Source organism: Cyclobacterium xiamenense (assembly GCF_009467825.1).
Lineage (GTDB): Bacteria > Bacteroidota > Bacteroidia > Cytophagales > Cyclobacteriaceae > Cyclobacterium > Cyclobacterium xiamenense.
The window spans coordinates 16634-30799 of record NZ_WIOK01000046.1 but is presented as its reverse complement, the minus strand read 5'-3'; the positions used below and the strand labels follow the sequence as shown (position 1 = coordinate 30799).

8 protein-coding genes are annotated in these 14166 nt (G+C 45.8%); 1 reads left to right on the top strand and 7 read right to left on the bottom strand.

Going from position 1 to position 14166, the window contains the following annotated elements:
* Positions 1 to 193: 193 nt before the first annotated feature.
* The 7 genes from GCU44_RS21635 to GCU44_RS21605 form a co-directional block, all read right to left on the bottom strand.
* Entirely contained in the window at positions 194 to 2032 is a 1839-nt protein-coding gene (locus GCU44_RS21635) for a RagB/SusD family nutrient uptake outer membrane protein (RefSeq protein ID WP_161993997.1), read from the bottom strand.
* 64 nt (positions 2033 to 2096) lie between these two features.
* On the bottom strand, positions 2097 to 5309 hold the full coding sequence (locus GCU44_RS21630; RefSeq protein ID WP_161993996.1) for a SusC/RagA family TonB-linked outer membrane protein: 3213 nt from the start codon (positions 5307 to 5309) through the stop codon (positions 2097 to 2099).
* A gap of 490 nt (positions 5310 to 5799) precedes the next feature.
* Positions 5800 to 7065: an enolase C-terminal domain-like protein gene (locus tag GCU44_RS21625; protein ID WP_154859484.1), complete on the bottom strand. Its 1266-nt coding sequence runs from the start codon at positions 7063 to 7065 to the stop codon at positions 5800 to 5802.
* An 83-nt stretch (positions 7066 to 7148) separates the two neighbouring features.
* Entirely contained in the window at positions 7149 to 8216 is a 1068-nt protein-coding gene (locus GCU44_RS21620; protein WP_154859483.1) for a Gfo/Idh/MocA family protein, read from the bottom strand.
* A 46-nt stretch (positions 8217 to 8262) separates the two neighbouring features.
* Entirely contained in the window at positions 8263 to 9861 is a 1599-nt protein-coding gene (locus GCU44_RS21615) for a sodium:solute symporter family transporter (RefSeq protein WP_154859482.1), read from the bottom strand.
* A gap of 822 nt (positions 9862 to 10683) precedes the next feature.
* On the bottom strand, positions 10684 to 11601 hold the full coding sequence (locus GCU44_RS21610; protein WP_154859481.1) for an endonuclease/exonuclease/phosphatase family protein: 918 nt from the start codon (positions 11599 to 11601) through the stop codon (positions 10684 to 10686).
* 154 nt (positions 11602 to 11755) lie between these two features.
* On the bottom strand, positions 11756 to 12892 hold the full coding sequence (locus GCU44_RS21605) for an alpha/beta hydrolase family protein (protein WP_154859480.1): 1137 nt from the start codon (positions 12890 to 12892) through the stop codon (positions 11756 to 11758).
* Between the two features lie 788 nt (positions 12893 to 13680).
* Between GCU44_RS21605 and GCU44_RS21600 the strand changes: the two genes are divergently transcribed.
* Positions 13681 to 13893 carry a hypothetical protein gene (locus GCU44_RS21600; protein ID WP_154859479.1) on the top strand — a complete coding sequence of 71 codons (213 nt, stop codon included), beginning with the start codon at positions 13681 to 13683 and terminating at the stop codon, positions 13891 to 13893.
* The last annotated feature ends 273 nt before the right edge of the window (positions 13894 to 14166 follow it).

The window sequence follows — 14166 nt, the reverse complement described above, 5'->3', positions numbered from 1 at the left end:
TTAGAAGCTTTAAGTTACTTAAAGCAAGCCGGTTTTCATAAGGAAAACCGGCTTATTTTGGCCTCTAGAGCTGTTTTTTTCTTAACTTAATAGCATTGGGTTCGCAAGAATAGAGCATTCCGATCCCAGCTAAAATAATTAAGATTAAAATATTCCTTTTCATAATATTCATTTTTTGAAAGTCAATTATAATTTAGAACCATCCGGGATTTTGTGTCAATTCATATCCTGCATCGCTATATACTTCAATTTCATTTCTGGGTATGGGTGCGAGGTATACACGACCTGGTTCAATGAAGAAGCCCTCTCCGGAAGACCTGAAATCCGGGTTTCGGAAAAATGGGTTTATATGCCCATCACTGAAGATGTCAAAGTCTTCACCCATCGTCAAGGCCCAAATACCCGTATTGCCAGCATTAACACCATCTGTCTCTAATTTTGACGGATCATTGTAATAATCAACAAACTCCAGGTAATGGGCACCTTTTGGTTTCCAATCATTGATCACCTGATGAAAGACGGCCCATCTTTTCAAGTCATTTTGCCGGTGTCCTTCAAAAGCAAGTTCTACCAATCGTTCTCTCCGGATCTCATTCACAATATTTGATTCGGAAGGCTCAAAGCCCTCTTCTGCCGAATACGTTATGGGCCAGGAATTTACCTCAGCAAGCGACAGGGGTACCATACCTACTCTTTCACGAAGTAGGTTCACTGTTTTGTCTAAATCGCTTTGATTAATCGTACCCAATATGGCTTTTGCTTCTGCTAGTGCCAATAATCCTTCTGCATAGCGTATCAAAACTTCATCGGTAGAGCCATTTCGCCATTCGTTATTATCTAAAATAGCTCCCTTCCACCTGCGGAGGCCCGTTGAGGTATAATTTGCGGAGAAAACATTGTTAAGCTGGGGATATCGTAATGGCAGCGGGGTGGGTGTAGTCCCGTAACCTTGTATTTGCTGGTGAGGTCCTCTGTCAGGAGTCCAGACTGACTGTCTGAAGCGTGGATCGAGGTTTTCTCCCAGATTATTCAAACTTGCATAGTCTATGGGCAAGGAGGATAGTTCTTGAGGCATCCCTTCTTTGTCCAGGTAACTGCCAACCAATTTCCAGGTTAGTGCCTGTGCATTATCTACTACCAAATCGTAGAAATTATGTCCCACAATTTCATTCACATCGTAGATGCGGTATAGAAACACGCCCGCAGATGATGAAGCATCCTGCTGGGAAAACAGTTGATTATAGGCCTCATTAAAGGGACCTCCGTTAGTAAATAAATTGCTGCCCTGATGGTCAATCAATTGTTGTATGGTAGGTTCTACCATTTGCAGAAATTCACTACCATCCTGGCCTTCGACGGCAAAGGGAGTGTTCTTAGATCCGTGGTAACGCTCCCAGGTTCCTTCAAATAAAGCTGTCCGGGCTTTCATTACCAGGGCAGCTTCTTTCGTTACCCGTCCGGAGGTTGCGAAAGTTGAATTTTTCCAACCCAGGTTAACAATCGCAGAGTCCAGATCCTGGATGATAAATTCCGCTACCTCGTATCTGGAGTCTCTCGCTTTATATAGCCTTTCGCTATCTGTATCCAGTACTTCTGTGTAAATGGGAACATCTCCATACCGCTCCAACATGTTCAAATAGACCCAGGCCCTGAAAAAATAGGCTTCTCCTGTATATTGATTGGATTCAACACTTACATCAACGCGCCTTGCGTTATTTATCAAATAATTAATTTGTCTAATCCAGTTGAAATTACCGTTCCAGCTACCATCTGTTGCGGGGGCCTGCCCGGAGGCTCCTCTTTGGAATAAAAAGCCGGAAGGACCGGTGCCCACCTGAATGTCGGTATTGGCATCTAAGAAATTATTCATAGGGCCGTTTCCCTGGCTTTGAAAATGGTACCTCGGTAATAGCCTGTAAAAGCCATTTGCCATTACCTTTAAATCATTTGCCGACGTAAAGTAGGTCGCGTCGGTCATGGCATCTAAGGGATACCTTTCCAGAAAATCCTCTACGCAGCTATAAAATGACATTGTAAATAGGATTAACAATGTCCTTATATATTTCAGATTAAATTTCATAGTTAATTTTTTTATATTAAATACCTACGTTTACACCAAAAGAAATTTGACGCTGTGGAGGATAACCATTTCCACCGTATCTGGACATTATTTCAGGTTCATACCTGAAATTTGACTTATAATAGATCATTCCCAGGTTTTCAGCACTGGTATAGATGTACACTTTTCTCAACTTCGCCCTGTCCAACAGCGATTTAGGTAGGTTGTATCCCAGGCGTAAATTTTGAACCCTGAGATGGGCCAGGTTTTCTACATATTGGTCGTTTGCCCCATAGGTTTTAAAGGAATGTCTGGGGAAATAATTGTCCGGTGTTTCTGGTGTCCAGGTACCCAACTCCCTGTGGCTGGTAAACCATTTTGAGTTCCAAATATTTACTCCTGCAGGAATGACGTGGAAATTATTGGTATAGGTAATCCATTTGGGTACACCGGTAAAGGTTACTGAAAGGTCAATGCCATTCCAGTTGGCCTGCAAATTCATCCCATACCGGTACCGCCCATAGTTGTACCCGGCCATGACCTGGTCACCTCTGGCATACCAACGGCCTCCTTCTCCAGCATTGATCTGTCCATCCCCATTTAAATCTTTCATCATCAGATCTCCCGGGTAATACCAACCGCCTCCCTGAGGGACGTTTGCTTCCACATCGGCTACATTCTGGGCGACACCATTGGATTCATACATCCAAATCTGGCCAAATACCTGCCCCGGAGTCCAGGTGCCATTTCGTTGTCCATTGACGTTTTCATCGTATTCTACCACATAACCGATGTAATCGGCAATGTTAAATCTTGCAGAATAATTAATTGGTCTGCCAGCTAACCGGCCCGTGTTTCTCCACTTCATCGAAAATTCCCAGCCTCTGGTCTCACTAACGGCGTTATTGATACTTGGCAAACCGGTTCCAATGGTTTCTGGTAAAATTTTAGCAGGGCCGGGTTGATTGTAAATGGTACGCTGGTACCAATCATAGGTCAACTCGAGCCTGTTTTCGATGGCCACTACATCCAGGCCAAAGCCAAGCGTTTGCGGGGAAGACCAGGTCAAATCGGAACTGACCAATGGTGGCATAAAGACCATGTTTGGTTTCACTCCGCCAAGCAATACATCCCCATTTCCTATACCGGTACCCATGGTTGGAAGGTACAGGTAATTACCAGATCCAGGGTCGCCGGAAGAAGTATAGGCGGCTCTTATTTTGAAAGCATCTACTTTATTGACCGACCAGAAATTTTCTTTTGCTATATTCCATGCTCCGGAAACGGAGGGAAAAAAGGACCACCTGATGGCTGCCGGAAATTTTGAATGCGCATCATAGCGGCCATTAAATTCGATAAAGTATTTCTCCGCATAGTTGTAGGCCATCCTGCCAAAGACACCCTGTGTCGCCCAATGGGTTAACATGTCATTCACAGTTGGGTTGGGGTTAAAGGTGGTGCTGATACTGGGTACCGAATTGGTATACAAATCTCTACCTGTCCCGGATAAACGAGAAAAATTATTATACTCTTCCTGGTAACCCACCAGGGCATTTATAGAATGCTTACCAATTTGCTTATTGTAATCAGCAACGATGTCTGCGGTGTGATAATTCGTGAAATTCATTTGCCGGATCACACTACTCTGCTGTGCAGATCTGGCGGAATTTCGGATGCTTCCATCCGCCTCTTCCACAAAAATCACAAATGTGTTGCGCTCAAGGTGGGAAGTTAGGTTTCTCCAGGTATAATTTCCCCGAATGTCAAGCCCTTTAAATGGTTTTACTGTAAACCCACCGGTAAGCGTGGTTTCGTTTCTTTCATTGGTTTGGGTTCCGCCTTCTCCGCGCAATGAGGGACCACTACTTAGAAAAGAGGGACTCCCATTCGGATTTAAATCATTCCAATTGGGAAGTGATGCGGATGCATTCTGCCAAATGTCACCGTAATTTGGTCCTCCTCCCCGATAATTGGGTGCTGTTTCATCTGTTCTTACATAGTTCATGCTCATCCTGAGGCTAAGCCAATCCGTAACATCTGAATTTACTTTTAAGAGCGCATTGTACCGGTTCAGTCTGTCATCGGAACCCTTTATGAGCCCCATGGATTCATTGTACCCAAGACCTACGTCATAACCCGTGTTGTTGCTGCCTCCAGAAACGCTGGCATTGTGTTGTTGACTTGGAACAACACTTTTATACATGATGTCAAACCAGTCACTGTTGCCATTCATGTCCCAGTGTGCACCATAGGTGCCATTTTCGGTTATTATGTTATTGGGGATTAATCCGGCACCATAATCCCTCATTCTTTGGATGGCCTCTTCTGTATAAATGGGCGCTTGTAATGAGTTTCTGTATTGCTCGTTTATTTTTTCTGCATATTCCCAGGAATTGGCCCATTGCGGCATTCCTATGGGTGATCCTATACTGTAATTACCGCTGTAATTGACCTGTATTTTTTCACCTTTTGAGCCTGATTTAGTGGTAATAAGAATTACTCCGGAAGGAGCTCTTGATCCATATATGGCAGAAGCAGCAGCATCTTTCAACACCGTAACCGATTCTACATCATTTGGATTGACATCGCTCATGGTACGCTCGATTCCGTCCACTAAAACAAGAGGTCCGCCTTTCTGGCCAAATCCCGTATACCCACGAATGTTGAAATTTGACTCCTGCGCAGGTCCACCGTTAACCGGGGTCACATACAAACCGGCAACAGCTCCCTGAAGTGCTTCGGATAACCTGTTAATAGGCCTGTTTTCGATCAAGTCGCTGCCTATTTGCTCCACGGCTGCAGTAAGGTGCGATTTCTTTTGGGTACCAAAACCAACCACTACCACCTCATCCATTTGAGCAACATCTTCAACGAGCGTGATTTCAAAATCAGTCTGGTTGCCCACTTCGATTTCCTGTGTGATAAACCCCAAAAAGGAAACCACAATAATTGCTTCTTCATCTACCTCAAGTGAAAAGTTTCCATCGATATCGGTCGTGGTACCCGAAGTGGTGCCTTTTACAAGGATAGCTGCTCCCGGAATAGGATTCCCTTCCTCATCCACTACTTTTCCTTCTACCAAAACAGCTGCAACTAGATTACCGGTAGTTGCCGTTTGAATTGCATCGCTTTTGTCTTTTTCGTTGACCCCGAATGCTACTACCTCCTGGAATAGTAGCAACTGGATTGCCAGGCCATAAATGAAATACCGGGCCAGCATTGGGCCCCTTTTTAGTAATTTTACTAGCATAATTTTGTCTGTTAGGTTTATAATAATTGAATGCAGGGTCTTGTTAATCAGGTATTTTATCTGACTGATATCAGGAATTTTCACCCTGCAACCATCCGGGTTTCCCATCGGATTCTTAGGAGGTGTTTGGGTTTTTTATTGCCATCGCTTAAAATTTATGTTTGACTCGAATGTATTTATCGGCTATTCAACACGTTGACCCTGGATGCTCCGGATTGATTTCCTTGGAATGTTAATTTTCAATGGGGGTCCGGATACCTGAGGTTTTTTATTATTTCATTTTAAGTGGGTGGCACCTGCCCCCGGATTTAGGGGAGAATGCTCAATCAATTAATTGATAAGGGATGCCCTAAAAAACACATAAACAGGCGTTTGCAATTGGCATAACTTAGGGCTTCTGCCCCAATATTAGGAATATTAGGTCAAACGACCTAATAATTGGTTAAATTTAAATCACAAAATTTTGCAGATCTGACTATTATTGGAAAAATCAATGGGAGAGGACCGTTTTCTCCTGTACTAAATCCTTAAAATCGGAACTTAAGCCCGGTTCTTGAGGGGTTTTGTACTTTCCTCCCACCACCTGAGCAGGAAATTTAAAATAGTCCTTTAGATGAGGAATGTATTCCAGCAAAATTGCCGGATGGCCAAGCGAAATATGATTAAAAAGCACCAGGTGCTGGTGAATCTGTCCCATATCCCCTACATGAGGCATTACCGGAATGGAATATTTCCTCGACAGTAGGCTGATCAGGAGAAATTCAGATACTCCGCCCACTCTAACGGCATCCACCTGATTAAAAGACATGCAGCCAGATTGGATAAAATTTTTGAACATGATTTTGTTGGGTACATGTTCTCCAAGCGCAATTGGAATCGGCACCTCCTTTGAGAGTGTGATATGGGCCTGAATATCATCGGGATGAGTAGGCTCTTCTATCCAGTAGGGATCAATTCCCATTAGCTTTTTACAGGTAGAAATGGCTGTAGGCAGGTTCCATTGCTGATTGGCATCCAGCATAATGGTCGCTTTTGCCCCTGCCGCCTTGCGAACCAGTTCTGCCCGGCGAATATCCCTGTCCTCCTCTATGGAGCCGACTTTCAATTTTATGGCTGTAAAGCCCTGATCAATCGATTTTTTTATATTGGTAGTTATCTGTTCATCGGAGTAATTGAACCAACCGATGGAAGTGTCATACCCCGGATAGCCGGTTTTAAGGATGCCCATCCGGCTACTTTTTCCAGCCACTTGTTTTTTCATTAGCTGAATGGCTTCCTCTTTAGTTAGGATTTCTTCGTAATAGGAGAAATCCAGGGTATTGGTCAGCTCTTCCGGAGATAGGTCTACGAGCAATTGCCACAGCGGCTGGCACCTGGATTTAGCCCAAAGGTCATAACAGGCATTCACCACCGAGGCCAGGGCCAGGTGAACTACTCCCTTGTGTGGCCCCAGCCACCTGAGGTTGGGGTCTTCGGCCATCTTTTTGTAGGTGGTTCCAAAATCAGCCATAAGCTCATTTATTTCCCGGCCTTCAACGTGGCGTACCAAATAATCGATGGCGCCACAGACGAGCTTGTTCCCGGCACCAAGTGTAAAGGCCAGCCCAATTCCATCCAACTTGGTATCCGTTTGTAATTGGCAAACGGCATAGGCATAAATGGGAGTAGAATGAACCGCATCCGAGCCAGCACCATTTTCCAAGGCAAATTGGACATCCTGCGATCTTCCGGTTTTAATAAGTATTGATTTGTTCATTTATTTTTTATGTTTAGGTCGCTGCCCGGTAGTTGATAAACGTATCTAAGGGGCTTGCAACGCGTAGTTCTTTTCAGCCCCGTTTAGTTGAAGGCCAATCCATTTTGTTCATTCGATTCATATAATTTTTCGACCAAACGCATGGTTTGGAAGGCATCTTCCACCGCAGTGGGAAGCGGTGCCGAAGGGGTTTTAAATTGCTGCTGCAAGGTGGCCATGGGGCCAATAAATGCATTTGGAAACCAATCTCCGGTCAACGGAACGTCCTGCCAGCCCTTATCTTTAGCCTTTTTGCTGTAATATTCAAATGTGGAAGGTCTGCCGTTGGGATAATCAAACGATACCCCGATTTGTACCTTGATGGCACCCTGCGTTCCTTCTATCTTAAGGTACGATTCCTGCTGTTTCGGTCCGTAATCGTGCCCATGATTGGTAAGGATACGGGCTTGCTTAAATTGATCATAGTCCAGAACAATCGTGCTTCTGGTAGCAGCCAATGAGCTATTGTTGGGGTGTTTGATCGTATTGGCATATACCTGAGTAGGATTACCCAAAAAGTCCCTGATAGTATCTACGTAATGGATGCTATGATATAAAATCTCTAGCCTTGTTTTGTTTTTCAGGAATTCCCATAATTCCCAGGGGGTATGGACACATACTTTAAACTCCATGTCAAACACTTCCCCGATCAATCCCTGACGAATCACGTCCTTGGCAGCTAACATAAAGGGGGCATGCCGAAGTTGAAAATTGACTGCCGCCACCAGCGACTTTTTTCGGCAGAGGTCCCGAATTTCGCTCGCTTCCGTCAGGTTCTCACCCATGGGTTTCTGTATCAACACCGCCGATCCATCGGGTAATTGCGGTAATATTTTCAGGATCTGTTCGGCGGGTACGGCCAGATCAAACACAGCTCCTACTTCCCGGGCCTTCTGGATTAGCAAATCCAGGGAATTAAAAGCCTCCTGTACCCAACCAAAGGAATCCGCCAATGATTTCGCTTTGCCTGGACTTAGGTCATACAGACCGGCAACCGGGAATTTTGCCATGGCGTAGGCAGGGAGATGGGCATCGCGCACAATGCCACCTGCCCCTATGATGACAATCGGCAGCGGGTTCTCAGGAATTACCGGGCGTTGGTTAAAATGCATGGCTAAGAATGAATTAATTTTTCAGGTAAGCGATTTATTTTCTTATTTAGTAGAAAGTCCAGTACAAAATCAGCATGGTCAGCAATAAAACCACACTCAGCCAATTGGCAAGTGAGGAAGGGCTGCGTACCTTCAGGTAAAAACCGGGGAAAATGACCTGGTCTTTTTTATCAAAATAGGAAATAGCGGCATAGAGCAAGGAAGAGAAAATGAAGAACAGATAGGTTTGCTTTAGCCAGTTGATACCCAGCCCCTCAGGACTGGATATGTAATTCGAAATCCCTCCGATGGGCAGGTACTTTTCCACAATAAAAACCGAAGCAGCGAACAAACTGCCGATCAAAAGCGTGTAGAACGCAGCATTTGCCGTTCCCCTTGAAGATAGTATTCCCAACAGGAAAACGGCTACGATCGACGGAGCAAGTATGGAAAACATTTGGTTGATCAATTCAAAGATGGTTCCCAAATTCCCCAGGAATGGGGACCAAATCACGGCAGAAAGTAAAACCACCACCCCAGTCACCCTTCCGATAAAGATTTTTCTCCTATCAGGTAGGTTGGGTTTAAGCTTATTGAATACGTCATAAACAATCAGCGTGGAGCAACTATTGATAGCCGCAGCCACACTGCTCATAACTGCAGCCAGGAGGGCCGCCACCATGAGCCCTTTCAGTCCGATCGGCATTAATTGGGTTATCATTACCGGCAGGACACTTTTGGTGTCATTTCCTATTTCTTGCCGAAACAAAGCAAAGGCTAAAATACCTGGAATGACCATGATGAATACGGGAAGGATTTTTAGGAACCCTGCAAATAAGGCGCCTAGCTTGGCCTGTTTCTCCGAACGGGCACCTAATACACGCTGAACAATGGTCTGATCCGTACACCAATACCAGAGGCCCAAAATCAGGTGTCCAAACAGCATGTCGGTAAAAGAAAACCCCGTTTTGGCCGTATCAAAACTTACGATTTTCAAGCGATCCGGGTCTACGGCTACTTTAAGTTCCTCATAGGAAGTAATGCCGATTTCCGGCAAGCGGTAGATGGCTAGTAGCGTAATGGTAAATGAACCGGCAATTAAAATGACTGTCTGTACCGCTTCCGTAATCACCACGGAAGTCAATCCTCCAACAATCGTATATATCCCCGTCGCCAGGGCAATGATGAGGATGGAAACCGGAATGCTTAGTCCGAATACATTTTCAAATACGACGGCTCCGGCATATAAACTTACCCCAATGTGCATAAAGAGCGCCGCCAGGATACTGAATATGGCCAACACCACCCGGGATCGGGAATCATAGCGTTTTTCCAGAAACTGGGGCAGGGTGGTGATTTTGGTGCGCAAGTAAAAGGGAATGAATACAAAGGCAAGAATGATGAGTTCAATTCCAGAAAACCACTCAAAATTCCCCCAAAGGATGCCATCCGTAAACCCGGATTCGGCCAGCCCTACCAGGTGTACGGTAGAAATATTGGAGGCAAAGAGGGAGGCGCCAATAACTGCCCATGACAATGATTTGCCCGCCAAAAAATAGTCCTCGCTCGTTTGTTTCTTTTTCCGAACGGAAAAAAGCCCGATACCGACGATGCCTAGCAGGTAGCCTACGATGACCAAAAGATCTACTAGTTCCATTGAATTCATAGCATACAGTTTGTTCCACAGAGCAACCTATACCTGAACAGAAAGCTGGTGGTTGAATTTATCTTCCGAGCTCCCGATCTGGTAAATAGGCCTTATCTTCCCAAAGGCCATTCGGATGCCTACCTGCATTTTTTTTTAAAACTAATCCGGCCAAAAATATACAATCTAGGGCAAAAGACCTAAATATATTTTTTATTCTCCTGCAGGGAGAAGCCTGAAGAAGCAGGTTTGGCGGGACAAACGAGTATGGGTAAAAGGATTTTGGGGGTAGTTTTGGCTGCGTACATGACACAATCGAACTTCCCGATAAGCAAGAAGAGATTACGGAATTAGAAAAGAACTAAAATATCGTTAAGGAAAATATCCATTGCGTTGGGTAGTTACTTTTCAACGGTAAGTGGTAGCACATCAATGCGCTAATGTAAAAAGGGGTGTTGGAGAGAGTAGGGGGAGATCGTTGTATGGAATAGTTCTGTCAAACATAATCAGCTACAAGGGTAAAATTTACCTGCGTATGCGATACAAAGGTAATTTTATTGATTTTTTACGCTCATCGGGAAAAAGGAAGAAAATTTTACCCTCATTCCTACAATGAAATTTTGGCTTCCCATCCGGATGGAATGAATGAATATCATAGCCCAATCCATCACTCGCTTCTCGTGATGAATAGTTAATCTTTTTGGACTTCTGCTGTGGCAAGCTCACAAAGGCTCAGATAGTGTCAGCTATTCATAATTCTCCTTGCTGCGGATAATTGGGGTGTGCTCCTTTTTCAACGAAATCCTTCAATATCCCAATTTTATCGAAAATTTTTTTTCAGGACTATTCATCCCAGGCAAAGGATGCAACGACCGGATAGTGATCGGACAGCCGATCCGGTGTTCCGGTGTTGATTACCCGGGCATCGGTACAGCGAAATTCGAAAAAGGGGCTTACCAGGATGTAATCGATGCGCTGCCGATAGCCGGTCCGTTGTTCGGGAGATAGTTCTTGCGTAATCAAGGGCGTAGGAAAGGAGGATTTTCGGTTTTCTTCCGTATGGTTTTGGACCACGTCGATCAGGGGAAGGGATAAAAACCGGGACATGACGCTGTAGTCAAAGCTGCCGTTTCGAAGCGTTTGAAAGGCTTCCGCACCTTTTTCTTCGAATCGCTGTCGATCGCCTTCGCGGTTGCGGCGAAGGGTTTCCGGATGGGCAAGGTCAAATCCGGCGTCAAAGGGGGAGTGGGCGTTAAAATCCCCAATAACCATGTATTTATCCTGTCCGTTTTTGACCAGTACGTTTTCGATATAGGTCGAAACGATCTCGGCTTCGGACCGGCGGAATTGCCAATCCTGGGGGCTGAGGTGGACCACCAGAAAGTCGATGTCGCGGGTTTTGGCATGCAGCATTCCGTGCCAAAATCCGCCCAGCAGGCGGCCTTTGAGTTCCAAGGGTGTTTTTGAGGTGATGCCGATGGGGTACCCATCTTCTTTGAGCAGCAGGCTATAGGGATGTCCCCATTCTCGGGCGAGTCGGGCGAGCTTATCGGGGGTAAAGGCATTGAGTTCCTGAAAGCCGATGACGTCTGCGTCCTGTTCTTTTAGCCACTGGATCATGGCCTGTTCCCGTTCCTGGTCTTTCCCCCAGTCAAATCCATTCCAGATATTGTAGCTGATTACTTTGAGGGATTGGTTTTGGGCGGAGGTGTCATGCAGCAGCCCTACAAGCAGTGCGAGGAGTAGAAAAAAGCGATTCATGGCAAATGGGGGTTGGTGGGGTATCACGATTTATTTGAGGTATATTTTATACCAATTCGAACAAGATAAGGGCCTGTGCGATCGCTGGCTATACCAATGGCATGCGTTGGCAGCCCGGATGGCATCAATTTTTCCGGAAGCATGGTGGAAAAACTCATTCGTTTTCTCTGTTGGGTGCGGTTAGCCAGTCGGTCAAAAACTGCACCCCTTCCGCTACAATCGCCTCGTGGCCTCCTTCGTGCAAGACCAGGTCGATCTTTTCAGGGATATGCAGGCGTTGGTAGTGAATGGCTGCCTTTTCGTAGGCTTCCACGACCTGCGGCCAATGGGCGATATTATCGTTTTTTCCGTGCTGTATCATCAAGGGCCGGGGCACGATCAGAGAAACGAGGTCTTCGTCGGAAAATTCTGTCAGCCAACCGTTGAAAAACGCGTGTTCTTCCCTTGGTGAAAAGCTGGAATAGCGCGTATCCGGCACGGCCATCTTGTTTCGGCGTTCGTTGAACCAGGCCGACACCACACCGGCCTTGATCCGGGACTCCAGCGGCATCCAGAATAGCGTAGCCATTCCTCCCAGGGAGACGCCCCACATCCCGACGCGCGCTTCGTCCAGGCGCGGGTCCGCAAGTACGCCATCCAATAAATGCTGCACCCGAACCAATTCGATGCCGGGCAGGCTGGTACCCGCCAGTCGGGCATAGCGCTCCACGTTGTTGCGTCGCTCCACCGAACGCAGGTTCATGGGTACGAGTACGGCAAACCCCGCATCCAGCAATCCCTTCGCATATTCGTGGTAGGCCCCAGCGGTAAAAGGCGTTTCCGGTGAGCTGCCAATGGCGTGTTGCACAATGATCAGCGGTACCGGCTGTTGTTCGCTTGCCCCCTCCGGAAAGGCGAGTACCGCTTCCGCTGTCAGGATGCCCAGGGGAAGGGTCAGCCATTCGGCCTGCAGTTGCCCCAGGGGGTAGGGTTTGGTTTCGAGCGGGCCGGTCTTGGAGAGTACCGGCGGGCTCAACACTTCTTCCCAGCGCCTGCGGTTGGGGCGGACGCTTCGTTCAAGGGCCGCAGGGCTGCTGTAATCCCGGTTCCACAGCTTGGCCGCACGGTCTTCGTACGCCTCTACCAGAAAATGGCGCAGGTAATTTTCCAGTTGCTGTTCGTAGGCATCCGTGCGGGCGGTTTCGACCTCCGGCGCGATCAGCTCCGTATCCTGCGCAATCGCTGCGAGAGAACCAATAAACAATGCCGATGCAAGAAGGCATAGCCCGGAATACCCTGTCTTTTTATTCATAATTTTAAGGTACGAATTTCCTTGTGTTAATCGAATATCGCGCCCAAAAAAAGATCAGGGAATGGGTGATGTGGTAGGCAGCAAAGCCGAATTGCTCGCAATGGGATTTGGGTTGAATTGCAAATTGGTACGTATCGGGATTGAATTCGGCCCACAGTAGGAAGGTTAAAAATACAAAGCAAGTAGATCACAATTTAAGGTTGGAGTACCCATTATTTGGAGCCTGCTCCGATAGAATCAGGTTCGTTTTTTCTTCTGGTAAATCCGTTAAAAGCCTCCTGGCACACCTTTAGGCAGACGTTTGCGACGCTTATGGAGCACATAAACACGAATTTATGACGGATCAGAAGCGAAGGATACGTTAATAAAAAAGCCATGGGCAGGTTACTGGAACCATCTGCTTTCTCTGCCGTCCGAAGTTCGCTTTTTTTACATCATACTTGCAGTCTGGCAGAGTTTTCCGACTTCACTTGCAGGAATTGTATAATGAGTTGCAAATTGTATGGAAGGTTGTTTCCATCACAGCCCCTACTTTTACTTAAAATAAATACCCTGATATTTTGTTGGCTAAAAGTCACTATACTGTAAATATTCCATTTATTACTAGCTAAAATACGTGGTATAATTGAATTAGCTAGCTTATTAAAAGAAGAAATTGTTTTCGACACCGTCTAGGAATACTACATATAGGGATTCAATAAGGGGATGGAAAGGTATTTAGCTTCAATTAACAATTTACAAATTCCGTGTTTAGGGAAAACAGGATACGATTTCATGCAAATAAGTCCATGGAAGATTACTTGCCCACTACGGTAAGTATTACGAACAGTGATTTTACCTACCAAGGGGTGATGGACTTGCTTGTCAATGGCGTTGCAAACAAGGTTATTCATTTTAAAAGTGCCTTCAATACAGCTTTGGATCCCGGATTCTCGGGAATCATCGATAAAGGACCCGGTGAAGTTACCGTGGAAAGTGATCTTCCGTGGAAAATGAAGTAGGTTTTTTTGTATTTTTGATAGGTGGGTATGGTTCGGTTGAAATACAGTAGAAATAATGTAGAAATATACCCTTCAGGGGAACTATCGCTTAACGATAGTTTTTGATCAACCTATGGAAATAGGCCTTCTGTAGCGTGTGGTTCAGTTTCTTGATCTTTTGCAGGTTGGTTTCGTTTCAGGCCTGAGTCTCCGACAAGTTTTGCCGAAATCAAAGGTCCGGCGTTGCAAATTTCGTACGACTTTCTGCAAAGCCTGGTAGATACCCTTCTGCGG

Excerpts from the sequence above, each read along its gene's own strand:
- GCU44_RS21635 (WP_161993997.1), bottom strand. The coding sequence starts at position 2,032 with ATGTCATTTTATAGCTGCGTAGAGGATTTTCTGGAAAGGTATCCCTTA.
- GCU44_RS21630 (WP_161993996.1), bottom strand. The coding sequence starts at position 5,309 with ATGCTAGTAAAATTACTAAAAAGGGGCCCAATGCTGGCCCGGTATTTC.
- GCU44_RS21625 (WP_154859484.1), bottom strand. The coding sequence starts at position 7,065 with ATGAACAAATCAATACTTATTAAAACCGGAAGATCGCAGGATGTCCAA.
- GCU44_RS21620 (WP_154859483.1), bottom strand. The coding sequence starts at position 8,216 with ATGCATTTTAACCAACGCCCGGTAATTCCTGAGAACCCGCTGCCGATT.
- GCU44_RS21615 (WP_154859482.1), bottom strand. The coding sequence starts at position 9,861 with ATGAATTCAATGGAACTAGTAGATCTTTTGGTCATCGTAGGCTACCTG.
- GCU44_RS21610 (WP_154859481.1), bottom strand. The coding sequence starts at position 11,601 with ATGAATCGCTTTTTTCTACTCCTCGCACTGCTTGTAGGGCTGCTGCAT.
- GCU44_RS21605 (WP_154859480.1), bottom strand. The coding sequence starts at position 12,892 with ATGAATAAAAAGACAGGGTATTCCGGGCTATGCCTTCTTGCATCGGCA.
- GCU44_RS21600 (WP_154859479.1), top strand. The coding sequence starts at position 13,681 with ATGGAAGATTACTTGCCCACTACGGTAAGTATTACGAACAGTGATTTT.